The 26,162-nt window shown below is 61.3% G+C and carries 28 protein-coding genes; 16 read left to right on the top strand and 12 right to left on the bottom strand.

All coding sequences use genetic code 11. The features are described 5' to 3' along the window. The first annotated feature begins 4 nt into the window (after nt 1-4). Together AB8A27_RS03965 and fixJ are read left to right on the top strand one after the other, a co-directional pair. Nucleotides 5-1,438 (top strand): PAS domain S-box protein, encoded by a 1,434-nt coding sequence (locus AB8A27_RS03965; RefSeq protein ID WP_441240780.1) that lies wholly within the window; start codon nt 5-7, stop codon nt 1,436-1,438. After that, nucleotides 1,435-2,040: a response regulator FixJ gene (gene fixJ / locus AB8A27_RS03960; RefSeq protein WP_441240779.1), complete on the top strand. Its 606-nt coding sequence runs from the start codon at nt 1,435-1,437 to the stop codon at nt 2,038-2,040. The genes AB8A27_RS03965 and fixJ overlap by 4 nt, the downstream gene beginning before the upstream one ends. A gap of 24 nt (nt 2,041-2,064) precedes the next feature. On the opposite strand, the gene AB8A27_RS03955 is transcribed toward fixJ, so the two are convergent. Genes AB8A27_RS03955 through AB8A27_RS03945 form a run of 3 tightly spaced genes read right to left on the bottom strand, consistent with a single transcriptional unit; the run spans nt 2,065 to nt 5,073 of the window. Further along, a complete protein-coding gene (locus AB8A27_RS03955) occupies nt 2,065-3,171 on the bottom strand; it encodes an ABC-type transport auxiliary lipoprotein family protein (protein ID WP_441240778.1) in 1,107 nt (368 codons plus the stop codon). 9 nt (nt 3,172-3,180) lie between these two features. Continuing rightward, nucleotides 3,181-3,930 carry an ABC transporter ATP-binding protein gene (locus AB8A27_RS03950; protein ID WP_441240777.1) on the bottom strand — a complete coding sequence of 250 codons (750 nt, stop codon included), beginning with the start codon at nt 3,928-3,930 and terminating at the stop codon, nt 3,181-3,183. Nucleotides 3,931-3,933: 3 nt separating this feature from the next. Continuing rightward, entirely contained in the window at nt 3,934-5,073 is a 1,140-nt protein-coding gene (locus AB8A27_RS03945; protein WP_441240776.1) for an MlaE family ABC transporter permease, read from the bottom strand. A 429-nt stretch (nt 5,074-5,502) separates the two neighbouring features. On the opposite strand from AB8A27_RS03945, the gene AB8A27_RS03940 reads away from it, so the two are divergent. Next, complete coding sequence (locus AB8A27_RS03940) at nt 5,503-5,913, top strand: hypothetical protein (RefSeq protein ID WP_441240775.1); 411 nt, start codon at nt 5,503-5,505, stop codon at nt 5,911-5,913. Between the two features lie 175 nt (nt 5,914-6,088). On the opposite strand, the gene AB8A27_RS03935 is transcribed toward AB8A27_RS03940, so the two are convergent. The 4 genes from AB8A27_RS03935 to AB8A27_RS03920 all read right to left on the bottom strand — a co-directional run bounded on the left by AB8A27_RS03935 (nt 6,089) and on the right by AB8A27_RS03920 (nt 10,218). Beyond that, complete coding sequence (locus tag AB8A27_RS03935) at nt 6,089-8,782, bottom strand: bifunctional acetate--CoA ligase family protein/GNAT family N-acetyltransferase (RefSeq protein ID WP_441240774.1); 2,694 nt, start codon at nt 8,780-8,782, stop codon at nt 6,089-6,091. Beyond that, nucleotides 8,764-9,240, bottom strand: a complete 477-nt coding sequence (locus AB8A27_RS03930; RefSeq protein WP_441240773.1) for a CBS domain-containing protein — start codon at nt 9,238-9,240, stop codon at nt 8,764-8,766. Before AB8A27_RS03930 ends, AB8A27_RS03935 begins: the two co-directional genes overlap by 19 nt. A 62-nt stretch (nt 9,241-9,302) precedes the next feature. After that, nucleotides 9,303-9,779, bottom strand: coding sequence for an Hsp20/alpha crystallin family protein (locus tag AB8A27_RS03925; RefSeq protein WP_441240772.1), 477 nt, complete (start codon nt 9,777-9,779; stop codon nt 9,303-9,305). A gap of 238 nt (nt 9,780-10,017) precedes the next feature. Next, nucleotides 10,018-10,218: a hypothetical protein gene (locus AB8A27_RS03920; protein WP_441240771.1), complete on the bottom strand. Its 201-nt coding sequence runs from the start codon at nt 10,216-10,218 to the stop codon at nt 10,018-10,020. A 217-nt stretch (nt 10,219-10,435) separates the two neighbouring features. Between AB8A27_RS03920 and AB8A27_RS03915 the strand changes: the two genes are divergently transcribed. From AB8A27_RS03915 to AB8A27_RS03870, 10 genes are all read left to right on the top strand, one after another. Beyond that, nucleotides 10,436-11,122, top strand: coding sequence for a CBS domain-containing protein (locus tag AB8A27_RS03915; RefSeq protein WP_441240770.1), 687 nt, complete (start codon nt 10,436-10,438; stop codon nt 11,120-11,122). A gap of 38 nt (nt 11,123-11,160) precedes the next feature. Next, nucleotides 11,161-12,144 (top strand): zinc-dependent alcohol dehydrogenase family protein, encoded by a 984-nt coding sequence (locus AB8A27_RS03910; RefSeq protein WP_441240769.1) that lies wholly within the window; start codon nt 11,161-11,163, stop codon nt 12,142-12,144. Beyond that, nucleotides 12,141-13,697, top strand: coding sequence for an AAA family ATPase (locus AB8A27_RS03905; RefSeq protein ID WP_441240768.1), 1,557 nt, complete (start codon nt 12,141-12,143; stop codon nt 13,695-13,697). Before AB8A27_RS03910 ends, AB8A27_RS03905 begins: the two co-directional genes overlap by 4 nt. A 260-nt stretch (nt 13,698-13,957) precedes the next feature. Continuing rightward, a complete protein-coding gene (locus AB8A27_RS03900) occupies nt 13,958-14,233 on the top strand; it encodes a hypothetical protein (protein WP_441240767.1) in 276 nt (91 codons plus the stop codon). 250 nt (nt 14,234-14,483) lie between these two features. Continuing rightward, nucleotides 14,484-15,311: a universal stress protein gene (locus AB8A27_RS03895; RefSeq protein WP_441240766.1), complete on the top strand. Its 828-nt coding sequence runs from the start codon at nt 14,484-14,486 to the stop codon at nt 15,309-15,311. Between the two features lie 56 nt (nt 15,312-15,367). After that, entirely contained in the window at nt 15,368-15,694 is a 327-nt protein-coding gene (locus AB8A27_RS03890) for a c-type cytochrome (protein ID WP_441240765.1), read from the top strand. Nucleotides 15,695-15,773: 79 nt separating this feature from the next. Beyond that, nucleotides 15,774-16,496 (top strand): CBS domain-containing protein, encoded by a 723-nt coding sequence (locus tag AB8A27_RS03885; protein ID WP_441240764.1) that lies wholly within the window; start codon nt 15,774-15,776, stop codon nt 16,494-16,496. Between the two features lie 18 nt (nt 16,497-16,514). Next, entirely contained in the window at nt 16,515-16,682 is a 168-nt protein-coding gene (locus AB8A27_RS03880; RefSeq protein WP_441240763.1) for a hypothetical protein, read from the top strand. Between the two features lie 96 nt (nt 16,683-16,778). Further along, nucleotides 16,779-17,096, top strand: coding sequence for a hypothetical protein (locus tag AB8A27_RS03875; protein WP_441240762.1), 318 nt, complete (start codon nt 16,779-16,781; stop codon nt 17,094-17,096). 107 nt (nt 17,097-17,203) lie between these two features. Then, nucleotides 17,204-17,872: a helix-turn-helix domain-containing protein gene (locus AB8A27_RS03870; RefSeq protein ID WP_441240761.1), complete on the top strand. Its 669-nt coding sequence runs from the start codon at nt 17,204-17,206 to the stop codon at nt 17,870-17,872. On the opposite strand, the gene AB8A27_RS03865 is transcribed toward AB8A27_RS03870, so the two are convergent. After that, the gene (locus AB8A27_RS03865; protein ID WP_441240760.1) at nt 17,862-19,592 is read right to left on the bottom strand and encodes a heavy metal translocating P-type ATPase; all 1,731 of its coding nucleotides are present in this window, start codon (nt 19,590-19,592) and stop codon (nt 17,862-17,864) included. The two genes, AB8A27_RS03870 and AB8A27_RS03865, sit on opposite strands and share 11 nt — an antisense overlap. 345 nt (nt 19,593-19,937) lie before the next feature. Here AB8A27_RS03865 and AB8A27_RS03860 point away from each other — a divergent pair, with 345 nt between their 5' ends. Genes AB8A27_RS03860 through AB8A27_RS03850 form a run of 3 tightly spaced genes read left to right on the top strand, consistent with a single transcriptional unit; the run spans nt 19,938 to nt 22,550 of the window. Next, nucleotides 19,938-20,057, top strand: a complete 120-nt coding sequence (locus tag AB8A27_RS03860; RefSeq protein WP_441240759.1) for a hypothetical protein — start codon at nt 19,938-19,940, stop codon at nt 20,055-20,057. A gap of 26 nt (nt 20,058-20,083) precedes the next feature. Continuing rightward, complete coding sequence (locus AB8A27_RS03855; RefSeq protein ID WP_441240758.1) at nt 20,084-22,444, top strand: phosphoketolase family protein; 2,361 nt, start codon at nt 20,084-20,086, stop codon at nt 22,442-22,444. Then, a complete protein-coding gene (locus tag AB8A27_RS03850; RefSeq protein WP_441240757.1) occupies nt 22,392-22,550 on the top strand; it encodes an SDR family oxidoreductase in 159 nt (52 codons plus the stop codon). Before AB8A27_RS03855 ends, AB8A27_RS03850 begins: the two co-directional genes overlap by 53 nt. Nucleotides 22,551-22,646: 96 nt before the next feature. Here AB8A27_RS03850 and AB8A27_RS03845 read toward each other — a convergent pair whose 3' ends face one another. Genes AB8A27_RS03845 through AB8A27_RS03830 form a run of 4 tightly spaced genes read right to left on the bottom strand, consistent with a single transcriptional unit; the run spans nt 22,647 to nt 26,158 of the window. Next, complete coding sequence (locus AB8A27_RS03845; RefSeq protein ID WP_441240756.1) at nt 22,647-23,576, bottom strand: DMT family transporter; 930 nt, start codon at nt 23,574-23,576, stop codon at nt 22,647-22,649. Next, nucleotides 23,573-24,382: an ABC transporter permease gene (locus AB8A27_RS03840; RefSeq protein ID WP_441240755.1), complete on the bottom strand. Its 810-nt coding sequence runs from the start codon at nt 24,380-24,382 to the stop codon at nt 23,573-23,575. The genes AB8A27_RS03845 and AB8A27_RS03840 overlap by 4 nt, the downstream gene beginning before the upstream one ends. Further along, nucleotides 24,379-25,176: an ABC transporter ATP-binding protein gene (locus tag AB8A27_RS03835; protein ID WP_441240754.1), complete on the bottom strand. Its 798-nt coding sequence runs from the start codon at nt 25,174-25,176 to the stop codon at nt 24,379-24,381. The genes AB8A27_RS03840 and AB8A27_RS03835 overlap by 4 nt, the downstream gene beginning before the upstream one ends. A 1-nt stretch (nt 25,177) precedes the next feature. Next, the gene (locus AB8A27_RS03830) at nt 25,178-26,158 is read right to left on the bottom strand and encodes an ABC transporter substrate-binding protein (protein WP_441240753.1); all 981 of its coding nucleotides are present in this window, start codon (nt 26,156-26,158) and stop codon (nt 25,178-25,180) included. Nucleotides 26,159-26,162 lie beyond the last annotated feature (4 nt).

Raw genomic sequence — 26,162 nt, 5'->3', positions numbered from 1 at the left:
CGACTTGAACGGACGAGCGGCGCACTTGATATCGTATGGCGTCGCGGCGGCGGCGGCGGCCACCGCGATTTTGTTGCGAATGCTGCTCGAACCGTATCTGGAGGGGCGCACCTTTACGGTCATATACGTCCCAGTCGTACTCTTCGCCGCCTTCGTGGGAGGTCGAGGTCCCGCCATCTTTGCCACAGTATTATGTATCATTGGTGGTGCGGCCATCATTGGTAGGGAATTGCTGGTGCATCCCGCCAACCTCATTGACCTTTCATTTTTTGCCGTAGTAGGACCGGTCTTAGGCTTCATGGGTGATCGGCTGGTCAAGGAGTCCAATCGCGCACGGGAAGGCGAGGCTCACCTTCAGTCAATTTTAGACACCGTACCAGAAGCGATGATTGTCATCGATACAAAGGGGATCATGCGTTCGTTCAGCGCAACGGCGGCGCGGTTGTTCGGATGGAGCGCCGCTGAGGCGATAGGCAGGAACGTATCCATGTTGATGCCACCGCCATACCGGACCGAGCATGATGGCTATCTTGACCGCTATTCACAAACGGGCGAGCGCCGCATTATCGGAATCGGACGCATCGTCGTCGGGCAACGTAAGGACGGCTCTACGTTTCCGATGGAGCTGGCTGTCGGCGAAGCGAACATCGGCAGCGAACGGTTCTTCACCGGCTTCATTCGCGATCTCACCGAGCGACGCGTCCAAGAACGACGGGTTCAGGAGTTGCAGTCGGAGCTTGTTCACGTCTCCCGGCTGACCGCGATGGGAGAGATGGCATCCTCCTTAGCGCATGAACTCAATCAGCCCCTGTCCGCCATTACGAACTATGTGCGCGGCGCAAAGACACTGCTCAAGCAGACGGATCCCGACCGATCGCGGATAGCAGATGCGCTCGACCGGACAGCCGAACAAGCGTTGCGCGCGGGAGAGATCATTACCAGGCTACGGGAGTTCGTGGCCAAGGGCGAGACGCAGTCAGCGCTGGAGAATCCTGGCACTTTGCTGGAAGAGGCGGCGGCGCTGGCCCTTTTCGGAGCCCGGGATCTCGGCATTCACGTGACTCTGCGTGCCGAACCGGACATGCCGACTATTCTCGTCGACAAGATCCAGATCCAGCAAGTCGCTCTGAATTTGATCCGCAACGCCATCGAAGCGGTAGCTAATCAGGATCGACGGGATCTCACCATCACCGTCTGCCGCGACGGTGATGCCGCGTTATTCGAGATCTCGGACACGGGGCGCGGCATCGGCGAGGAGATCCGAAGCCGCCTGTTCCAGCCTTTTGTCAGCACCAAGTCGGACGGCATGGGCGTCGGCCTCTCGATCTGCCGCACAATCGTCGAAGCCCATGGCGGCCGCATCTGGGCGGAGCCGGTGCCAGAGGGCGGCACCCGCTTCCAATTCACTTTGCCCTTTGCAGAGCAGGTCCCGCGATGAACGATAGACCCACCATCGATATCATCGATGACGATCCGGCCATGCGCGATTCCCTGACCTTCCTGCTGGATGTCAACGGCTTCAACGCGCGTGCGCACGCGACCGCCGCGGCGTTCCTCGACCAAGTCCGGACGGCTGTGCCCGATTGCGTCGTCTCCGACATCCGCATGCCTGGCATGAGCGGACTGGATCTGGTCCGCAAACTCAAGGCGGCCGGCATGCCCTGTCCCGTCATCGCCATCACCGGCCACGGCGATGTCGCGCTGGCCGTCGAGGCCATGAAGGCCGGTGCGGTCGATTTTATCGAGAAGCCGTTCGACGACGATGCGCTACTTTCGGCCGTGCGATCCGCCATGGCAGCAAAACCGAGCACTGGCTCGGACGCCGGACGTGACGGCGCGATGGCGCGTCTTGCGGACCTGTCGCCGCGCGAGCGCGACGTGCTGCAGGGCTTGGTATCCGGGAAGATCAACAAGGTGATCGCACATGATCTCGGGATCAGTCCGCGCACCGTCGAGGTTTACCGGGCCAACCTGATGGCGAAGACCGGCGCGCGGAGCATGTCGGAGCTCATGCGACTGGCGCTCGCGGCAGGACTGTAAGATCCCGGCGCGGCTCTTGCCGTCCTATTGCGATTCCCGCGCCGTCCATCGCACCAGATCGCGCGCGAGAGACTGAAAGGCCTTGTTGAAGGCGGCCGCAGCTTCGGCCGGATCCATAGCACCGATCGGCTGCGATACGCTGAAGATCCGAGCCGCCGCCACCTTGTTCGACTCATCCAGAATTTTCGCCGACATCACGATGACGGCCTTGGCATCGGGCAACGGTTCGATCTCGAATCTGCGAAGATCCAGCAAGATCCGCACTCCCCCCTGCCCTGCATTGTCGGGACGCAGCGGGGGATGATCGACGTCGTAGTTCTCGAAGCTCTGAAGCAGCTTCGCCTGCAGGAGGGCCGGCAGGCTGTCGCTCCATTGCGCAGCCGCGAAGCCGGGTCGGTCCTCACCCGATGGAAACAGGAAGCGTTGCGTCTGCAGCCGCGCGATCGCTGTGGGTTCGCCGATGGTGATCTGCCCCTTCATGCGGGGCTGTCCCGGCTCGAATGGAGGAGCTTCGAGGTCGTAGGTCGTCTTGGCCTGCGGCGTCTGGCCGCCACCCATTGTCCGATCCAGCCCGGCCAGGATGCTGTCCACGCGCGGCGTATTGCGCGCCAGCCCCTCCGCGAAGATCTTCAGGTTGGCGACCGTATCGCGGAGCGGGTCCGCGTTCTCTGACAGGACGGCGTCCACGCGCCGCAGCGCATCCCGCGCCGCCTGCGTCATGCTCTGGCCCGCGCCCGGGCCGGCCTGCAGGACGTCGCCGGGATTTAGACCCGCGGTGTCGCTACCACCTTCCAGCGCAACGACCGGCACGCCGGTGAGCCCCTGGAAGTCCAGTCCGATCCTTGTGTCCTTGCGGACGGGGGTCTCGATGGACACCGCTACGGTCGCGGCCACGGCCCGCGGACGCGCAGGGTCGAGACGCAGCGACGTGACTTCTCCGACGCGGATTCCGTTGAACAGGACCGCCGCTCCGGTCAACAGCCCGGGAACGGGACCGTCGAAGGCGATCTGATAGGTCGCTCGGCGTCCGACGGCGCCGGCGTTTTTCAGCCAATAGACGAAACCGAACACGCCGACGATCACGGCGAGGACGAACGCTCCGACGATGACGAATGGCGCGCGCGTTTCCATGTTCTTCTCCTAGGCGGCGGGGCTGTGGATCATCTTGGCGCGTACGCCGTGGAAGTAGCTCCTGACCCACGGATGATCCGAGGCCCGGACGTCGTCGAGGGAGCCCAGCGCGACGATCTTTCCGCCAGCGAGTGCGGCGACGCGGTCACAGATCGATGCGAGACTACTGAGGTCGTGGGTAACCATGAACACCGTCAGATCGAGCGTCTTCTGCAGCACGGTGATAAGGGAGTCGAACTCACCCGCAGCGATGGGATCGAGCCCCGACGTGGGTTCGTCGAGAAACAGGATCGCCGGGTCCAGCGCGAGCGCGCGCGCAAGCGCGACGCGCTTGGTCATTCCGCCCGATAGTTCCGAGGGAAATTTCTCACCGTCCGCAGCCGTCAAGCCGACCATCTCAAGCTTGGCATTGGCGATCTCGTCCAACAACTCGTCGGAGATGTTGACGTTCTCGCGCAACGGAAACTGCACGTTCTGGCGGGCGTTTAACGACGAGAATAGCGCTCCCTGCTGGAAAAGTACGCCTAGGCGGCTGACCGCGCGGCGTTCGATTTGCGGGTCGATGCGTATCTCGCCGCTTCGCTTTGGCAGCAACCCGATCATCGCGCGCATGAGGACGGACTTGCCGCCTCCGGAGGCGCCGACCAGTCCCATCGTCTCGCCCCGGCGGACGGTGAGTGACAGGTGATCAATGACCACGTGGCGGCCAAAGCCGACCACCAGATCGTCGATTTGGATGGCTGCATCGGGCTCGGACATGGCCTACATTCCGATCGAGGCGAAGAACACGGCGAAGATGCCGTCGATGACGATGACGAGAAAGATCGATTTGACGACCGACGCAGTAGTCTGACGGCCAAGCGACTCGGCACTTCCCTTCACGCGCAAGCCTTCCACCGCTGCGACAATGCCGATGACCAGGGCCATGAACGGTGCCTTGATGAGGCCGACCTCAAAATGGGTCACGGAAACCGCCTCGCGGAGTCGCGCGATGAAGATCGCAGGGCTCATTCCGCCGTAGAGCCATGCGACGAGACCGCCGCCATAGAGCGCTGCCAGCGAGCCGAGGAAGGCAAGGATCGGCAATGCGATGATCAGCGCCAGTACGCGTGGAACGATTAGCACTTCGATGGGATCACGCTCCATGGTGATCAAGGCGTCGATCTCCTCGCGCATCTTCATTGAGCCGATCTCGGCAGTGTAGGCGCTGCCGGAGCGGCCAGCGACCATGATGGCGACGATCAGAACTCCGATCTCGCGCAGCACCAAAATGCCGACCATATCGACCACATAGGATTCCGCGCCGAAGCGCCTGAAGTGGAAGATACCCTGCTGGGCGATGATCGCGCCGATCAGGAAGGTGATGAGCAGCATGATCGGAATCGCCTGCCAACCGACCCGAAACAACTGATAGACGGTCGAGGTCAGGCGCAGCCGCGCAGGCCGCAGCATGATGAGTCCGAGGCTGGCACTGACCGCTCCGAGCAGATGCAGAAACGCCACGACATCACGAGACATGCTTGCCATGTAGTCCGTTGCGCGCTCGATCTGTACCTGCGGCCAGGCCTTTCGCGGTTCGATGTCCGGCGGCCGCCTGTTGAGTCCATGTGCCTGCGCGAGCAGCCCTGACAGGGATGTCGTAAGGCCGTGGGCTTCCACGGCGCCGCCACCTGCGGACGCACGGGTCAACTTCTCGAGAACCCAGGCACCGGACGTATCCAGGGCCGTCACGGCCGTCAGATCGAGTTCGCCGCCAGACGCCGGGTGGAGACGCAATTCCGCCTCGCGGAGCAGCCGTTCCATCAACTCGGCATGCTCCACTGTCCAAGAGCCACCAGCGACGAAGGCGAGCGGCCGCCCAGGCTGTGCTGTCAGCGTCGGAAGTAGATCAAGCTGGCTCATGGCGTCTTGCATGAGCGCAGATAGAAGGATCGCTCCCTGCCGCGCCTTGATCAAACGCAATGTAGTCGCTCTATCGATGTGAGCGAGTTTGACGTGGGTCAATTGGCAGAACGGAAATCGGCATACTCTGCGGATGGTGAGGGAGCAGGATGCCAGGACACGTCGGACAGCAGGATCGATACACGGCTCCGCAATGCGAGCTTGCCTCGAACGTCGCCCGAAGTTGGTCGGCCATACAGAAGATTCTGACCGATCGTCGGCGTCCTCTCGAGAGAAGGGTGATTGAGCAATCCGCCTCCGCTGTCGTCTCCGCCCTCATGATAGGCATTCTGGTCGGCGCGGCACTGCGTGCGCCCCACCGAACGGGAGGTCGGGATCGGCCTCGCCGACCGGCATGACCATTACCGATCCTGACCGAAGGGACATCCCATGCAGCAGCACTCCTTCCAGCCCATCCGCAACAGCAGTCTCCCCGCGACCTTCCGCAGAATCCGCCTTGAACTTGCGCGCAGTGCCAGGCATCCGGAGGGGAACCCCGAGATCGGCTACGTGATCGCCGCGCCGCTCGACAGAAACGATCGAATCGATGCTGCGTCGTGGAAGTCGCACCGCGAGGCCTGCCGCGTCACGCGCCTGCGCCCAGGCGGAGATGACATCCGCGGCCATCTCGTTCATCGGCCCGGCGGAAGCTGGGCGTTCCACTACGACGTGGCCGGAGCCGCGGAGGACGAGGCGGGATTCCATTTCGAGGAGGAGGCGTTCCGGCAGGGCGAATACGTTTCGCTCCGCGAGGCCGACGCGATCCATACCTATCGGGTGGCGTCTGTCACCCCGCTTTAACTGACCGCGCTTCAAGCTGCTCTGATGTTTTCGGAATAGAAACTGAGCCATGCGTCAGAGATCGGTCGCGTCGGGCAGGTTTGGCAGCGAAGGCATGGCCCGTAATCTTGTCCGATCCATATAGCGGACGTTTCCGAGCGATTGTCTCAGACACATCGGGAGGCAAAAAGGTCGATCATTGCGTCCGCAGATCCAGCGAAACCAGTGCGATGGCTGGATCCTCTGGATCGCTCCCGACTTGGAAGCCCAAAGCCCGGCACATCTGCAGCATGCCGTCGTTCGATTGCAGCACGTCGCCATGCAGTTCGATGAGACCTTCGCTCTTCGCGTAGCGGATCAGTTCGGTCATCAGCGCCCAGCCGAGGCCCTGCCCCTTCCGGTCAGAGCGTACCAGAATGGCATATTCCGCCGTCCTGTATTGGGAATCCGAGTGCAGGCGCGATACCCCGATTATCTCACCGCTGTCGGGAGCCACGGCGGCGAATGCCATGGCTCGCGCGTAGTCGAGCTGCGTCAGCCGCGCGACGAACGGGTGCGGAAATTCCTTGATCGCTCCGAGAAACCTTGAATGCAGATCGCCGGCATCGGTGTGGTCAAGCAGATGCTTGATGGCGGCCTCGTCCTCCGGCACGACAGGACGCAGATGGACGGTCTCGCCGTCCTGCAGAACGACGTCGCGCTGCCATACTGCGGGAAACGGCCGGATGGCCAGCCGCGTCTGTCCTGCGAAAAGGCGCTCCGGTACGGCCACCGCGATCCGCGCATCCAGCGCCAGAACTCCGGCTTCGTCCGCAAGCAACGGATTGATGTCGAGTTCGCGGATCAGCGGAAGGTCGATCGCCATCTGCGATAATTTCAGCAGCGTCATTTGAACGGCGTCTTCCTTGACGGCGGGCACATCGCGGTAGCCAGCCAATTGCCGCGCGACTGCGGTGCGCTTCACCAGATCGTCCGCCAGCTTCATGTCGAGCGGCGGTAATGCGAGCGCCTTGTCGTCGATGATTTCGACGGCAGTTCCGCCACGACCAAAAGCGACCACCGGTCCAAACGTCAGATCGTCGGCAAGGCCGGCGATCAATTCACGCGCGCGCGGCCGTATGATCATCGGCTGGATAATGACGCCGGTAATGCGAGCGTCCGGACACTTGGCTGTCACTGCCTCCATCATCGTACTGTGGGCAAGGCGAACAGCGTCGACGTCCTGCAAGCCAAGCACCACGCCTCCGACATCGGACTTATGCACGATGTCACGCGACAGAATCTTCATGGCTACCGGATGGCCCTTCCGGAAGAAGCCTTCCGATAGCGATATAGCTTCGTCCACATTCGCCGCCATTCGCGTCGGAACGATCGGAATGTCGTAGGCGTCGAACACGGCCGCAATCTCCAAAGGATCGAGCCAAGCCCGTCCCTCCCGCATTGCTTGGTCCAGAACGCGCTCCGCAGCGGGACGATCGACCTTGCTCGCCATGACTCCGGGAGGCGTTGCCATCAACGCTTGCATCGCCTCGCGATGATGCACGCCGTACATAAATGCGCGTATGGCATCGTCCTCCGTCGGAAAATTCGGAATGCCGGCGGAGTCGAAGGGCGCCGACACCGCCGCATCGGCACCGACGAAGGCGGCCAACACCGGTTTCGGCAGTGATCCGGAGCCGTTGCCCCCGTGCTCCGACACAGTATCGGCCACTGCATGGGCAATAGCGACGGGGTCCGCCACGGCCGTCTGGACATTCATCACCAGGACGGCATCGTTGTCGGCGTCGCCAAGCAGGGCATCCAGCGCCGCCCGGTATACGTCCGCACCTGCATCGCCACCGACGTCCACCGGGTTAGCTCCTGACCATCCGCCAAGTGCATCATCCAGCCGCGATCTGACGGCATCGCCAAGGTCCGCCGGAACGCCACCGAGTTCGACCAACCGATCGACCGCTAGGATGCCCAGGCCCCCGCCGTTGGTGAGGATGGCGAGACGCCGTCCGCGAGGCTCGACACCCCCTGCCAGCACCTCGGCGCAGTCGAACAACTCCCCGAGGTTGAACACGCGCAGTAGGCCTGCGCGCCGAAAGGCGGCATCGTAGACAGCGTCGGCGCCCGCCAGCGCGCCGGTATGCGTCGCAGCCGCCTGCGCGCCCTGCGCCATGCGGCCCGCCTTGACCACGACTACGGGCTTCACGCGCGCCGCAGCACGCGCCGCCGACATAAACTTTCGCGCATCCGGGATCGCCTCCAGATAGAGTAAGATGGCCCGGGTGCCCGGATCCGACGCGAAGTAGTCAAGACAATCGGCAAGATCGACGTCGAGTTGATCCCCGATCGAGACGATTCCTGAGAAGCCAACGGGCCGCCGCGCCGCCCAGTCGACCATGGCGGCTACAATCGCACCTGACTGTGAAATCAGAGCCAATGATCCTTCGCTCGGCATGTGCGCCGCGAAGCTCGCGTTCAGGCGATGCTGCGGCACAAGTAGACCCAGGCAGTTCGGCCCGATCAACCGTAGTCCGCCCTTCTTCGCCGCATCGAGTGCAGCTGCGGCGAAAGAATTCGCGCCGTGACCCAGACCGGCACTAAGGATGACGGCTCCTGCCGCGCCCTTGATGGCAGCTGCGGCAATGATCCCCGGTACGGCCGCCGCCGGCGCCGTGACGACGACGAGATCCGGCGTGAAAGGCAGAGCGTCGAGGGACGCGAACGTCTTGTGGCCCTCGATGTCCGAGTGCACGGGATTGACGACCCCGAATTTGCCAGCGTATTCGGCTGCGCGGATGTTGCGCAGAACAGCTGCTCCCAATGACCCTGGACGGGGACTCGCACCGACGAGGGCGAGTGCCTTGGGAGCCAGCAGCTTCTCTAACCTGTACGTCGACATGCCGCAGCATCCGGCCCGGGGGTGGGCGCGCCCGCGGGGAGCGTGCATTTTCGCAAGGCCCGGAATATGTCTCCGCGCCCCACGATACCAATGAGCTTGTTCTCGTGATCGAGTATCGGCACGCTCTTGATCCGGTGCTGCACCATGGTCTGCAGGACGCGGGCCAGACGTGTATCGCTATTCGCAGAGATCACGTCGCGCGACATGATTTCCTCGACCACGGTTCCCATGATCTCTTCATAATGCGGAAGGATCTGATCCGTACCAAAGGCGAAAGGCCGCAGAGAATCGAACTTCGAAACGATTCCGATGACCTCGCCATTGCGGACCACGGGATAGGACTCGACGTTATCCATCGCGAACAACCGGTGCAGGTCGCCGACGGTCGTCTCTGGAGAGACCTCCCTGCAAGGCCTGGTCATTACATCGCCAGCAGTCTCTTCAAGAAACTCATACATGGTTCGCTCCCAGGTGGCCGGAAGGACGAGCCGCGGATCAGCGCGGCACGTCCCGTGTCGGATCAGGCTGCGCTCTTGATCTCGATCTGCTTCGAGACCTTGGGTACCGGCTTCTGAACCGTCACCTTCAGGATTCCCTTGGCTATCTCGGCCGAGATGTCTTCCGACTTCACGCCTGCAGGCAGTTCGATGGACCGGGAGAACGAACCGTAGCTACGTTCGACGAGATGGTAGTCCTTTTCCTTCTCCTCGCGCTCGTTCCTCTTTTCTCCGCGAATGGTCAGGATGTTGTCGGCGACGTTGAGCGTGACGTCCTTCTTTTCAAGACCGGGGAGTTCAGCTGTGATCTCGATCACCTTGTCGGTCTCGCTCACATCCATGTTCGGGACCACACCCGCATGGGTGACGAAGCCGGGGAAACCGCGCGTGAAACCGTCGAACAGTCGGTCGATCTCCTGCTGCAGGAAAGACAACGGATTAGACTCACGGCGCAGGATCTGACGCTCGGCGCCGACGGGAACAACAGATTGCTTGGACATGTACTTGCCTCCTGTTTGAGCCTTGATACCGACAGAACGATATTCCACGGGAGATTGTCGGCTTTGCGCAAAATCAAAAAGGCCGCTCGTTGATGGGGCAAAATGCATATGACCGGAAATCCGGTAACCATTGCGGCGCAGACCGGTCAGGAGCGCGCACTTCGTCGAGATAATCGATACGTCCTATTCTCGCACATCGAAGAGCGAACGACCAGATCGCCAAGCGCGGTCGATATCATCAAATGGAATTCGCGGCGATCCGTTCTGTCCAGATGCGATCGCGAACGGGAGGCGGCAGGCCTTTTTCGAGCGCCGCGATACGGCACTCCAGCGCTGAAGCCTCCATGCACTCCGTGGTCGTTACCGTGTTGTCCTTCAGTTGATCACTGATCCGCTGGCCGCGAGGAAATTCCAAGGGTTTTCTTTTCGCTGTCTTCACTGCATCCCCCTGATTGCTGTCGAATGCGTCTCGTGTGAATTATCGACCAGTTCCCGCAAAGCTAATGCGCGAAAAGCTCGTCACCTTTGAGGAAGATCAAAGCAAGCTTGTCGCGCCATGCGATCTTTTCGTCGCCACTGGATATGGCGGTGCAATCCTACTTCATCGTACCGCTGGAACATCGGACGATCGTCGGAAGCACTCAGGAGGACATTCCATGAAAGCACGCGATCTAATGACTTCACCGGTCATCTGCGTCGGGCTCGATGCAACGGTTCGAGATGTCGCAAAACTGATGGTTGAAAAGTGCATCAGCGCGGTACCCGTCTTGGACGGCACGGGCAAGCTGGCCGGAATCGTGACCGAAGGCGATCTGCTGCGCCGGGTCGAGTCCGGGACCGAGAATCGCTATTCCTGGTGGGTGCACATGCTTGCGGGAAATCACGCTGTGGCGGCGGACTACATCAAATCGCACAGCGTCAAGGTCAGTGACGTAATGACCCGCGACGTGGTGACCGCGGCACCTGAAACGTCCGTTTACGACATCGCCGGCCTGATCGAAGAGAAGCACGTCAAACGCATCCCGATCCTGGATGCGGACGGGGCCACTGTCGGGATAATCAGCCGATCGAACATTGTGCAGCTCGTCGCGGGCGCGCGGCCAAGGATCGAAGTCACCCTTGCCGACGAGACAATCAGGAGCAATCTCATGAGTAAACTCAAGACACTGCCCTGGGCGCATCCTCACCACCTGAGCATCACTGTCAGTAACGGCATCGTCGACATCTGGGGCAGCGTGGAATCGAATGACGAGCGAAACGCCATCCGCGTCGCTGCTGAGTCGCAGCCCGGTGTCTCATCGGTCAACGATCATCTGCTGGAGATGCCCATTTTCGGTACCTGACCACGCTCCAGTGCGATCTTTCGGAAGGAGAAGCAGCAGTGTATGCGATGGTGCTCGAAGCTCCGGGGACGCCGCTGGTCTGGCGGGAGCGGCCCGACCCCGTTCCAAAAGCGGGACAGGTCCGGATCGCGGTCGATGCTTGCGGCGTCTGCCGCACCGACCTCCACGTAGTTGACGGAGATCTGCCGAGCATCCGTTATCCTATCGTCCCCGGCCATGAGATCGTCGGCCGTATCGACGAGGTCGGCATCGGCATCGAAGACCTGAAGCCGGGGGACCGCGTTGGCGTTCCGTGGCTAGGATCGACCTGCGGTACGTGTCCCTATTGCCGCCGGCATACCGAGAACCTCTGCGATCATCCGGAGTTCACCGGCTATACGCGGGATGGCGGCTTCGCGACCCACGTCATTGCCGAAGGACATTATTGCTTCGAACTCGGAGAAGCCGGCGATAACGACAAGCTCGCGCCGTTGATGTGCGCCGGTCTGATCGGCTGGCGCGCTCTAAAAATGGCGGGGGCACCAAAGGTTCTGGGACTTTACGGATTCGGCGCCGCCGCACATATCATCGCTCAGGTCGCGGTGAGGCAGCGGTGCCGCGTATATGCGTTCACGCGCAGCGGCGATGCCGCAGCACAGGAGCTCGCCCTGTCTCTCGGCGTTGCCTGGGCAGGCGCTGCAGCCGCAACGCCACCAGAGGAACTCGACGCGGCGATCATCTTCGCTCCCGCAGGCGAGTTGGTACCTATCGCGCTGCGCGCTGTGCGAAAGGGCGGCCGCGTCGTCTGTGCCGGAATCCATATGTCAAACATTCCATCATTTCCCTATCGCGATCTCTGGGAGGAGAGACAGATCGTTTCGGTTGCCAATTTAACCAGGGCGGATGGAGATGAATTCCTTGAGCTGGTTCGCCAGATCCCGGTCGAGACCCATACGACCACCTATCCGCTTGGTGAGGCGAACGCCGCGTTAAACGCCCTGCGCAGCGGGACGCTCATCGGCGCCGCGGTATTGTTGCCATGACCAACGATCAGGATAGGAGCTCCCAGGCTTCCGCACATGACGTGATCGTCGCATTTTTGAGTTCGATCGAACCGGGCATCAAACGCATCGACACTCATGCGTCGATCGTCTTTCTCGGCGCTGAGCGTGTCTGGAAGATCAAGCGTCCCATCCGCCTTCCATTTCTCGACTATTCAAGCCTTGAGAAACGGCGGGCCGCCTGCGAGGCGGAGCTCAATGTCAACAAGCCCTTCGCGCCAGACCTCTATCGGCGCATCGTTCCGATCACAGAGGGGGCGGACGGGCTCGCCCTCGACGGACAGGGAACACCGGTGGAATGGGCGGTGGAGATGAAGCGGTTCGACGAAAACGCTGGCCTGGACCGTATTGCCGCAGCGATCGGCATCGCGCCTGCGCTGGCTGAAGAGATCGCGGACGCAATACTGGCCTCGCATCATCGTGCGAAGCCGGTCGATGGGAGCGCTTGGCTGGCCTCGATCGGGACGTTGATCGCCCGCAACACCGCCAGATTTCGGGAAGTCAGCGGACTGGAGCGGCAGGCCGTCGAAAACCTTCACAATTCCAGCCTGGCCGTGCTCGACGCCCAGAGACCTTGCCTCGAGCGCCGCGCCGCAGAGGGCTTCGTGCGCCGATGCCACGGCGACCTGCATCTCGGGAACATCACGATGATCGACGGGAAGCCCGTTCTGTTCGACGCCATCGAGTTCGATCCCGCAATAGCTACGACCGATGTTCTGTACGACCTGAGCTTCGTACTTATGGACATGCTTCATCACGAGCAGCGGACAGCGGCAAATGTGTCGTTCAATCGGTACCTCGCGCGCAGCGCTCCTGTGCATCTCGACGCCCTCGCCTTGTTTCCACTTTTCCTGTCGATCCGTGCCGCGATCAGGGCGCATGTCCTTTTCACGAAAGCGGAACAGAATGACAGCGATCGACAGGTCGTTGACAAAGCCGGAAAGTATTTCGGTCTCGCAGTTCAACTCATCAATCCGCCGCCAAGCGGTTTAGTCGCGGTTGGTGGAATGTCCGGCACGGGCAAGAGTGTCCTCGCACGCGCCGTAGCCCCCTTTCTCGGGCCGGCTCCGGGCGCCGTCGTCATCCGGTCGGATGCCGTCCGGAAGGCGATGTTCGATGTCCCCGAGCATCACCGTCTCCCCGCGTCCGCCTATACCGCGGAGGTAACGCAGCAGGTCTACGACGCGCTCATGACGAAGGCTCGCCGTATCGCGTCGCAAGGCCATTGCGCTATCATTGATGCCGCTTTCCTGCGCCCCGAGGAGCGACGCGCGTTCGCCGGGATAGAGCCGGTTTCGTCGACCCACCTCGGTCTGTTCTTGCGGGCGGATCTCAATGTGCGGCTCACGCGGATCGCGGGGCGGCACAATGACGCCTCGGATGCGACAGCAACTGTCGCTCTCATGCAGGAAGGTCACGATTCCGGCAATATGGATTGGCCTGTCATCGATGCCGGCGGCACACCAGAGGAAACGCGCACGAAGGTCATGCCGTATCTGGCGCCGCTCATCGCACAACGTGCGTATGAACCGTGACGAAGGCTCTCTCCAAGAAACGCCCCCTGGTCGCGCGGGCGTTGGCGTCGAAGCGATACCAGGCCCCGCTCACGAAGATTCGGCGCTGGATCGACATGGGCTCTGGACGACTATTTCGGATAGGACGAACGGCAAGTTGCGTGAGACCCGCTCGAACGGTTCGCCCCGCATCGGTTCGCCCGGTGCAAAGACCGTCCGAGACGCCGACCTACGTGTTTTCCCCGAATGGACCCGGCATCGGGAAATACACATGATGGGCCATGAAGCAGACTTCGATCATATCTCGCCTTACCCTGCTGACGGTGACGGCCACCGCTCTGGCGTTGCTGCTGTTGTGGATATTCCAGACTTATTTTTCCGACATCCTGCCGCTTGCCGCCGCTGAAACATTGCCACCAAGCTGGCGTTTCCAGGGCGCCTACCTGCTCACCATTCTCATCTACCTGTTGATTGCCATCGCATTCATGTCTGTCCTCGGATTGATCGCGCTGATCGGCAGGCGCTATCTACCCGAACATCGGCGGAACTCCCGATAGCGAGATCGTCATTCAATCTTGATGAACGTAGCTCCCCGACGCTTCCGGAAGCGGATCGGCTGTCGCCGGATAGGCTGGGGCGCGTACCGCCCGATACCAACGCCACTCTTGCCATCGTCATCTCCCGATCAAACGCAGTCGGGAACTCGCTCGCCTGCACCACTTCTTGCGTTAGATCAAAACAGCCCGCCGCGAACTGCTGTTTGCTGGGACATCAGAGGCGCACCGCCAAGGGGTTAGGAGTACGGCCATGAAGAGCATTCTCGCGAGCATTCCGACCGAACGAGGCTTCCAAGGTCTCATCGACGCAGCGGCCTCACTAGCCAAGATGTTCGACACGCGGCTCGACGCCGTCGCCATCGGCTATGACACGACGAGCATCGGCCTAGCGGTCGAAGGCGGCACGGCCGTCGCGGCCATCTACGAAATCGAGCGCGAACGCGCCCAGGCGAGGGCCGAGGCCGCGCTGTCGATTGTCGTGGCAGAGGCACAGCGCAGGTCCTTTCAATGCAAATGCATCCCGATGACGGCGACGCCGTTCGAAGCCGCTTCCATGATTGGCGCGCGTGCGCGGCTCTACGACCTGACGGTCGTGCTTCAGCCGGAGGTCGAGTTCGACTCGTACGACAACACGCTGCCGCAGGAGATCCTCTTCGAGGCGGGAGGCCCGGTCCTCTTTGTGCCCTACACTTTTCGCGGCCCGCTCAAGATTTCCAACATCGGCATTGCCTGGGATGGCAGCCGCCTGGCGGCGCGCGCCGTGCGGGACGCGATGCCGTTCCTGAAGAATGCAGAAAACATTACCCTGATCACCATGAACGATACGGTTCATCCCGAAGTATCCGCCCAGGCGCTCCAGGCGCGCCTGACGCACCAGGGATTACGAGTAACCATCAGCCGTAGCGTCGCCGCGCCGGCTGACATCCAGCCGATGCTACTGTCGATCGCCGCGGACACTGGTCTCGATCTCATCGTGATGGGCGGTTATGGCCATTCACGACTGAAGGAACGCATCCTCGGAGGCGTGACGCGCGGCATGCTCGAGTCGATGACGGTCCCGACCTTGATGTCACACTAACGCCAAGGCGGTCGGAAACATGGCAAAACAGGATCGGGGTGAGGAAAGAAGAGATCATGCGTCCATCGATCATCGCGCGCTCCACAGTCATCGCGCTCACTCTCGTTATGATGGGATCGTCCGCGGCATCCGCGGCGAGCGTTGAGCAAGGCAGGCGCCTCGCGACCGTCTATTGCATGAAGTGTCATGCGATCGACAAGGTCAGCCCGAGCCCTCTGCGGATCGCGCCCCCCTTCCGGACCCTCCACGAGCGATACCCGGTCGAGACGCTCCAGGAAGCATTAGCTGAGGGGATCGTGACGGGGCATCCGACCATGCCGGAATTTAGATTCGACCCGGATCAGATCAGCGATTTCCTCACATATCTGAAATCCCTCGAGTGAATCTGGTCAGTTTGCGCAAAATCAAAGGCAAGCGTCAGCGCAGCGCTATGTTTCAGGATCGGTAAAAGGGAGAACTGAGATGCGCGCCCATCAGATCATGACCAAGAACGTCCTGACCGTATCGCCGGTCACGTCAGTGGAGACGGCGGCCAAGACGATGCTGGACCACCATATCAGCGGGCTTCCGGTGCTCAACATGTCCGGCGACCTTGTCGGCATCGTGTCCGAGCGCGACTTCCTTCGCCGCGCCGAGATCGGCACTCAGCGCAAGCGACCTCGCTGGCTTCAGTTCTTCATGAGCCCCGGCGCGATCGCGGAGGATTTCGTCCGCGAGCGCGGGCGCTCGGTCTCCGATGTTATGACACCGGATCCAGTGACGGTCAGCGAAGACGACGCGCTGGATGACATCGTGACCTTGATGGAAAAAAAGAACATCAAGCGTCTGCCCGTCACACGCGGGCGCCAATTGGTTGGGATTATCACCCGCGCCAACCTAATGCGGGCTGTCGCGAGCATGGCCCGCGACGTCCCGGATCCGACGGCCGACGACGATCACATGCGGGAACGGATCATCCGAACGATCGAATCTCAGGACTGGCGCCCCACCGGTCTACAGGTCACCGTCCGCCATGGCATCGCTCATCTGCACGGATTGATCGTGGACGACCGCGCGCGGGAGGCTTCACTCGTCGCAGCTCGGAATGTCGCCGGTGTCAAGGAAGTTCATGATCACCTCTGCTTCGTGGACACCTGGTCCGGCTTCTATCTGGAATCCGCCGAGGACAGGAAGGCGGCGGGTTGACGCCGTCGGAGGGCTTACATGGCCTGGATTTTGCGCATTCTATCAGTAGCAGCAGCAACGATCACTTCGCTTTTCGTCGCGAAGGACGCCCTGAATTTCAGCGTCGTCCAGACGTTTGTAACCATTACCTTGATCGTCGGTTTCGGCATCGCGGCCGTTGGGTGGAGCATGAGGCGCGACATCTAGACCTGATTCCAGCGCTCTTCGGATCGGGACATTCTTCCCGTCGCACGACATCGCGGTATCCACCGCGACGATGGGCGACCTGCATCGGAGGTCACCATGACCCGTTTTCATATTCGATTTCTGAAGAAAATCTGCAATGACACAGGGCACGAATGCGTGACCTGCCAAGGCGAGTTCCTCGTCGATAGCGCGTCGGCTGGCCAAGCGCTAGAAGAAGCCGAAGCCGCATTCTGCGAAGCGCGCAAGACGGATCGTTGGGAGCTGTTCGCAGACACCGCCGAATTGCGGATCATAGGCGGGCGCGAGATCTTTGCGCCCCGTCTTGCCAGAGCAGGGCATTCCCCCCGCGGGCAGTCCAAGGTCGGGCGGCGTGATCCCGGCCGAAATCCAGCTGCCATTGCACAATGCTGGTGACGATCGTCGCGACTACGTAACAATACCTAGGGGAAACATCCCAATATCCGGGCGGCACGAGCCGGCGCACAGTCTGACCGACAAAATCGGACACAGAGGAGCCGTCCATGCTGAGCCAGACCACGCACGCAGCCGCACTCCCCTCAATGCCTTTCGGGGCCATACCACAACAGCTGCGGGAGGGTCGGCCGCATCTCGGTGCCACAAAATGCTTCGCGCGCAATGCCGAGATCTTCGGAGAAGACGAGCCTGCGACGCACATCTATCGTGTCGTCTCCGGCGCAGTACGGGCCTATAGAATTCTGCACGACGGCCGTCGGCAGATCACGGCCTTTTATCTGCCGGGGGATTTGTTCGGATTCGAAGGCGGTAGCAACCACCTCAATTCTTGCGAAGCGATCTGCGAAAGTCAGATATCCGTCATCAGACTGAACGCCGCCTCGGGGCCCATGACAGGACCGGTCGATACGACGCGCGATCTCTGGCCTATGGTGAAGGAAGAACTCCGCCGCATGCAGGATCATATGGTCCTGCTCGTTCGCAGCGCCGAAGAACGGGTCGCCCACTTTTTACTAGAGATGTCACGCCGTGGCGACAATCCAGGCAGTGTAAACCTACAGATGTCGCGTCAGGATATCGCCGACTACCTGGGCATTACAATCGAGACGGTGTCACGCACCTTGACCCACTTCGAGCAGGCCGGCCTCATCTCGCTGCGCACGTCGAGGCAGATCGATCTTTGCAGGCGCTCCGCCCTCGCCCGACTTAATGCGTGACGGGGACAGCTGAAACTTCGGCGACGGGCAGCGCGTTCGGTGCCGGCCCGCGAAGCGCCCGCAGCGCGTTTGCGATGGCGGCGACGTCAATCGCCTCCTGTAAGAGGGCGCCCTGCACCGGGGCCAGATACCCAAAAGCAGCCGCGATCATCCCAATGAGGGATAGGCCGGTCCCCAACAGAACGCTCTGATAGGCGATCGCCCTGGATCGCTTCGCGATGTCGATCGACACCAAAACGCGATTGAGACGATCAACGAGAAGCACGACGTCCGCGGCCTCCGAAGAGGCGGCGGCACCTCTCGCTCCCATAGCGACACCTATGTCCGCAGCCGCCAGGGCTGGCGCGTCGTTAATCCCGTCGCCGACCATCATGACGCGCCCGCCCTTAAGTTCAGCCCGGACGATCTCCGTCTTCTGGTCCGGGCTCAGCTCGGCGTGGACCGCATCGAAACCCAATCCGCTCACTGTCGCCTCGGCGATATCCCTGCGATCTCCCGTCGCGAGGACGATGCGTTGGATTCCCCTGCGTCTAAGATCGTCCAGCAGGCCCGACATGCCACGGCGAATCCGATCTCCAAGAACGATCTCGCCGACCGCCCTACCGTCCAGCCCGACCATCACCACCAGCGATCCGGCATCCGGATGGGCGCTCATCGGAGAGACGCCGCAGATCGTATTCCGCGAGACGAAGCCCGATCCCCCGACTACGACGCGCCTGCCATCCACCCGCCCGATGATGCCATCACCCGGTGTCTCGACCACCTCTGCAGGCAAGGATAACTCCAATCCGCGCCGGCGCGCCTCTTCAACGATGGTGCCGGCGACGACATGTTTCGACACCTGGTCGAGCGATGCCGCGAGACGCAATACTTCGAGGTCTGAAACCCCATTGGCATGAATCGCAAGGACGTTCGGACGCCCGTCGGTGAGAGTTCCAGTCTTGTCCAAAACCAATCGCTGGATTCTAGCTAGACCTTCAATGGCGCTTCCCCCCTTGATCAGGATGCCATGCCGGGCCGCGCGCGACAGTCCCGCGATGAATGCGATCGGGACGGCGAGGATCAACGGGCACGGTGTCGCCACGACAAGAACCGCGACGACGCGAATAACGTCACCGCTGAAGTACCAGGCAAGACCGGCGATGCCGGCTGTCAGCAACAGGAATGCCATCGCGAAGCGGTCGGCGAGCCTCGACATCGGCGCTTTCGATTGCTGCGCCGCCTCGACCAAGCGAACGATCCCGGCGAACGTGCTTTCGGCGGCCGGACGCGAAGTCACCATGGTGAATGCGTCACCTGCATTGTAGACGCCGCTCGACACGCTTTCCCCTGCGCTTCGCCGCACCGGCATCGCTTCGCCGGTCAACGCGGATTCGTCCAGGATGGCAACTCCGTCCGTTACGGTCCCGTCGGTCGGGACCGGATCGCCCTGACGGATCAGCAGGTGATCGCCGGACGCGAGCGCGTCGACGGGAACCTCCTCCAGACGACCGTCGTGCAGCCGCATCGCGACCAGCGGTACGCGGGACAGCAGCGCTGTCATTTCGCGCCGTGCGCTGCGGTCGGCGTAGGCTTCAAGGAATTGCCCGCCGGCATACATGAGCGCCACGACCACCGCAGCAAGCTGCTCGCCGGTGCTCAGGGCGGCAATCATCGAAAATGCTGCCACGATGTCGAGCCCGAACTCGCCGCGTCGCAGGCCTGTCGCGATCTGCGCCAAGAGCGCAACCAGAACCGGAAACGCACTTACTGTCCAGATGGTTGCGCGCCATGCAGATAGCCCCATCCAAGGCGAGGCGAGCCCTGCACAAAGCCCCAAAGCTGCGGCTCCAATGAGAGCGCCGCGCATCCAGAAGATTGGGTTTTTCAAAAGACGCCTCCGGCACGGTCCGCCCCGCTCGATGCACGGCATCTTCCGCTCAAATCGGCCTCAGTCGGTTGATACGGATCAATACACCAGCCAAGGACCCGACCCATGATGGACGTCGCCGCTCGACGGGGGTCCGAGATTGCGAGCGGCGATCAGCAAGGCCAACTCAGCGAGGGCCGGTCCTGAGAGGACGTTATGAAATTGATGAAGCGTCATCGGATCAAACGTATCCTCATCGCCCGGGATCTTAGGCGCATCGGGATCGTGCCGCGTCGCGACCTGCTCCATGCCGCCGTCGATGCGTCTTCTGTTTGAAGACACGCACATAGGGAAGATATCCAATGTTGAACGCACACGATATCGAGCTTGTCGACCGCTACTGGCGGGCCGCAAATTATCTTTCGGTGGGGCAAATCTATCTGCTCGACAATGTCCTTCTTCGAGAGCCGCTGCGCGCCGATCATATCAAGCCGAGACTGCTCGGACATTGGGGGACTACGCCAGGCCTGAATTTCATCTACGCACACCTAAACAGGGCCATCCGCGAGCGCGATCTCGACATGATCTACGTCTGCGGTCCCGGTCACGGCGGCCCCGGCATGGTTGCCAACACCTATCTCGAGGGCAGCTACAGCGAGGTTTATCCGGAGATCACGCGGGATGCCGACGGGCTTCAAAAGCTATTCCGGCAATTTTCCTTTCCCGGAGGCATTCCAAGCCACGCTGCGCCGGAGACGCCCGGGTCCATTCACGAAGGTGGCGAACTCGGCTACGCGTTGGTTCATGCCTTCGGCGCTGCGTTCGACAATCCCGATCTGATCGTCGCCTGCGTTGTCGGAGACGGTGAAGCGGAGACGGGTCCGCTGGCGGCTTCGTGGCATTCGAACAAATTTCTCGATCCTGCCCATGACGGCGCCGTGCTGCCGATCCTGCACCTCAATGGCTACAAGATCGCCAATCCCACGGTGCTCGGTCGTCTCGAAGTCAGCGAGCTTCGGAGCTTGTTTGTAGGCTACGGCTACGACCCGATCTTCGTCGAAGGCAGCGTTCCGAACGAGATGCATCGCGAAATGGCAGCGGCGCTGGACGACGCTTTCGATCGTATCCGCGCCATTCAGGAGCGTTCCCGCGGCGGCTCCGCTAGCGGGCGCCCGAAATGGCCGATGATTGTCCTGCGAAGCCCGAAGGGCTGGACCGGGCCGAAGGAAATCGACGGGAAAAAGGTCGAGGACTTCTGGCGTTCGCACCAGGTTCCGATCGCAGACCCGCGAACCGACGCTGGCCACTTTGCCTTGCTCGAAGAATGGATGCGCAGTTATCAGCTCGACACGCTGTTCGACGAAGCAGGCCGATTGCTCCCCGATCTTCAGGCTTTAGCACCTGAAAACGAGCGCCGCATGGGATCTAACCCGCACGCTAACGGCGGCCTTCTGAAGCGCGAACTGAAACTGCCGGACTTCCGGTCACATGCGGTAGACGTTCCCGAGCCGGGTGCGATCGACGGCGAAGCGACACGAGTCATGGGAGCATATCTGCGCGACGTCATTATCCTGAATTCCGAGGCCAGGAACTTCCGCATCATGGGCCCCGACGAAACCGCGTCCAACCGACTCGACGCCGTCTTCGACGTCACGGAGCGGGTCTGGATGGAGGACATCAAGCCCTACGACGTTCATCTTGCGCGTGACGGCCGCGTAATGGAGATATTGAGCGAACACCTCTGCCAAGGCTGGCTCGAAGGCTATCTGTTGACCGGCCGTCACGGGCTGATGTCCTGCTATGAAGCCTTCATCCACATCGTCGACTCGATGTTCAATCAGCACGCGAAATGGCTCAAGGTCTCGCGGGCGTTGCCCTGGCGTCGGCCGATAGCGTCACTGACCTATCTGCTGACATCCCACGTCTGGCGGCAGGATCACAATGGCTTCAGCCATCAGGATCCCGGCTTCGTTGATATGGTCGCCAATAAGAAGGCAGACGTTGTTCGCATCTATTACCCGCCGGATGCCAATACGCTGCTATGGGTCACCGACCATTGCCTGCGCACCTACGACCGGATTAACGTCATCGTTGCCGGTAAGCAGCCCGCACCGCAGTGGCTCACAATGCGCGAAGCCATCACCCATTGTGAGGCTGGCGTCGGCATCTGGCCATGGGCAGGAACAGAGGAGGCCGGCTGCGAGCCAGATATCGTAATGGCCTGCTGCGGAGATGTTCCGACATTGGAGACGCTCGCCGCGGTGGATCTTCTGCAACAAGACTTCCCGGACTTGCGGATTCGGGTCGTCAACGTCGTCGATTTGATGACGCTCCAAGACCAGACGCAGCATCCACACGGACTTGGCAGCCGGGATTACGAGAGCATCTTCACCCGCGACCGTCCGGTGGTCTTCGCCTATCACGGCTATCCAAGTCTGATCCACCGCCTCGCCTATCGCCGCAGCAATCATCACAATCTGCACGTCCATGGCTTTCAGGAAGAAGGCACGACCACAACCCCGTTCGACATGGTAGTTCTGAACCACCTGGATCGCTTCCATCTGGCCATCAAAGCGATCGATTCGCTCCCCGCACTGGCAACCGCTGGCTCGCTGGCCAAGCAGCGACATCGCGATCGCCTGATCCAACATAGTCGCTACATCCGCGAGCATGGAGAAGACATGGCTGAAATCCTCGAATGGCGAGCGTGTCGGCGATCTTGATCTTGAGATCAAAGGCCTCGTGCTCCTGCTCGCATCGAATGCATCCAGCTACATCACCGGCGCGATCATCCCGATCGACGGCGGCAAAACCGCAGGCGGCGAATAGGTGCAAGGAAGATTAGTAAAGACCTTCCTGCATTCGATACTTACCCGGGAATCTGTTTCGGATTTCCGGCCAACCGCCATCCGCCATCATTGACGGCTACGGCATCGCTTTCGCGTCTTGCTCCGGGCGGCTCAATAGTACCAATCCGGTCAAGATCGCGGCAATCCCACCAGCTTGATACCAGGTCAGCTGCTCTCCCAGCCAGACGATGGAAAACATCGCTGTGCATAGCGGGCTGAGATACAGGAATCCTGCAGCGCGCGTCGGGCCATTCGTGGCGACACCGTACAGATAGAACACGTTGCCAAGCATGGTTGGCCCAACTCCGGTATAAGCAATCGCACCCAGAGCGATGGGCATGTCGGCATCGGTCCAGGCGAACCAAGGGCCACCGCGGACGATCCAGATCACATAGACCGGAAACAACACGACGACGAGGCCCGCCCAGGCGGTCACCACCGTGAGGGGCAAGGTCTCGATTGCGCGCGACCATTCGCGCACCCGAATTGAGAACCAGGCGAAGAAGATCGCGGCCAGGAGTGACCAGAGATTTCCGAGGCTAAGCTGCAGCCCGGCCACTCGTACCGGATCACCTTTGCTGATGATCAGGATCGTCCCGATAAAAGCCAGAGCCAGCCCGCCGTAGCCCGCGCGTGTGATCTGCCCTCCCCCCATCATCACGCCCAGCAATACAACCCATACCGGCGTCGTAGCATTGATGAAGCCGACTTCGATGGCTGGGCTCTGATAGGCACCGCCGATCAGGAGATATGAGAACAAGCCCACCCCGAACACGCCACCGATCGTCAATTCCCATAGTCGCGGGCGAATATCAGGCCAGCCGCGCTGCAGCGCCGGCCATGCGATGACGGTGAGAATGATGACAGCGGGAAGCCAACGCCAGAACACCAGCGCAGGCAAAGGCGCTGCGTCGCGTGCGGCGCGGGCGACCACGTGGTTGCTGCCCCAGAGTGCTGCCGTCGCGATCAGCGCGAGCGTGCCGAGCGATCGCGAGCCACCGGTCATGCCCGATCAGGAGACGCCTGGTGACGTCCCCGCTGCGAAACGTGCCACGGCAGGGAGAGCCGCTCGGCATAGTCGACCAGAAAGAAGAGAACGGTTCCAACGACGCCCAGCAACAGCAGCGACACGAACACGCGCACGGTATCGAACTGTCCTTGCGCCACGAGAATCTGAAAGCCGATGCCACGGCTGCCCGCCACGAACTCACCGACGATGGCACCCACCAGAGCAAACGAAATCGCGACCTTCATGCCTGCGAACAAGCTCGATAGTGCACAGGGAAAGCGGATTTTGATCAATACAGCCCAAGGCGGCGCCTTCGATACCTTGGCCAGCGCCAGCATGTCGGGATCCACCGACCGCAATCCTAGAACCATGTCGATGACGATCGGAAAGATCGCAAGCATCAGTGCAATCGCTACCTTGGGCTCGGGACCGGTGCCCATCCAGATCACGAACAGCGGCGCCAGCGCTACCTTAGGAATCGAGTTGAGCGCCACGAGAAGCGTATAGATGGTTCGTTCAAGAAACTTGGAATAGACGATACCGACCGCCAGCGCGACGCCGATGACGACCGCCAATACAAAGCCGAGACATGTCATCCAGAGCGTAAAGCCGAGATGACGCAGGAACAGACCCGGTGTCTCCAGAAATGCAGCCAAGATCGCGGAGGGCGCTGGCAGGATGAGCGGCGACGGCTGAAACACACGAACGCCGACCTCCCACAGAACAAGAGCCGCAACCAACACGACGATGACATCGCGTGTTTCATTGTCACCCAGAAACAGGCGCTTTGCGAAACGCATCATTCCTTGACGATCCCCAACTCGGCGAAGTGATGGCGTATCCGGTGCACATAGGCCGCAAATTCCGGCGTGTCGCGCACGGCGAGCAGGCGCGGCCGCGGCAGATCGATGGTGATGATATCGACCACCATGCCCGGTGCCTTGCTCATCATGACGACACGGTCCGACAGAAAGACAGCTTCCGCGATCGAATGCGTGATGAACAACAACGTCTTGCGCGTATCCTGCCAGATCTGCGCAAGCTCGATATTGAGGTCATCGCGGGTCATGGCATCGAGCGCGCCAAATGGCTCGTCCATCAGCAGCAGATCGGGATCGGCCAGCAATGCACGGCAGATCGATGCGCGCTGGCGCATGCCACCCGATAGCTCCCAGGGATATCGATGTTCGAAACCGCCAAGACCGAAACGATTCAGCAACGCGACCGCGCGTGCGCACTCATCGGCTGTCGGCTTGCGCGTAAATTCGATCGACAGCAGGACATTGTCGAGAATGGTGCGCCAGTCCAGCAGAACATCGCGCTGGAATACGACGCCGAGCCGGTCCGGCGTGCCATCGAGCGGCTTGCCGCCGATGTCGATCATCCCGGATGTCGCGCCCTCGAGGCCGGCCACCAGCTTCAGCAACGTGCTCTTTCCGCAGCCGGACGGACCGACCACGCTGACGAATTCCTGCGGCCGGATATCAAGATTGATATCCACCAGGGCTGCGACCGGCCCGCGCGGAGAGGCGTAAGTCTTCCCCACGCGGCCGAGCGCGACATAGGCCGCCGTTTCCAATGAAGCAGGAGCAGTCATGTTACTCGACGAGGCTGTTGGTGTAGAAGTCAGTCGCCTTCCAGCCTGCCGACAATACGCCTGCAGCTTCCATCGATTTCCCTGCCGCTTCCCAATCTGCCTGCGCCTGCCAGCCGATCGGCTTGCCCTGCGAGGCCGGCGTGTCGAAGTAGTCCAACGTCAGCTTGATCTGTCCCAGCAAAACAACGGGATCGAGTTTTGCATCTGGACGCTCCGCGATCATCGCCTTCACGCCGTCTTCGGGATTGGTGCGCAGATGCTGCCAGGCGCGTTGCTGCACCTCGATCAGACGCTTCAACGCAGGCCCCTTGCTGGCGATCACTTCGTCACGGGCAACCAGGCCGTAACTAGGGAAAGCGATCCCGGCATCAGATGCCAACAGACATTTCGACGGGCGGGTCGCTTCTGCAAGCGGGAGCGCAGAACCAACGGTCGACATCAGGCCGTCGGACCGCTTGGCAATATAGGTCCCCCACAATGCAGCAGGATCGACAACCTCCACCTTGAGATCATCGCGCGTGAGCCCGCCTGACTTCAGATAGACATCGATGAAGGGAGCCCATGGGCTCGCGGCAAAGACGACGACGCTCTTGCCGCGCAGATCCGCGACTTTCTGCATGGGTGAGGTCTTGTCGACCAGAATGCAGAGATCGGTCTTGCGCTGAAAGGTCGCGATCGAACGGATGGTCGCGCCCTTGGCCCGCGCGGAGCCGACCAGCCCGACCTGAACCTGGCCGACGTCGGCCTGACCGGCATTCACCAGCTGGATCGTGTTGCCGGAGCCGCGACCGTCCTGAATATCGACGTCGAGCTTGGCTTCCTTGAACCAGCCGCGGTTCTGCGCCAGATGCATGGCCGCCTGCACGCCCCATGGCGAGAAATCCAGCCGCACCGACAATTTATCCTGGGCCAGCGCGGGAGAAACACCCGCACCGGCCGCAACACCTAGAAGCATCAGGGTCGATAGAAAAAGTCTTCTCATATCC

The organism is Tardiphaga sp. 768_D3_N2_1, assembly GCF_052076105.1.
In the GTDB taxonomy this organism is placed as follows: domain Bacteria; phylum Pseudomonadota; class Alphaproteobacteria; order Rhizobiales; family Xanthobacteraceae; genus Tardiphaga.
Note: the sequence above shows the minus strand (reverse complement) of the source record. Positions and strands in the feature narration are given on the sequence as shown.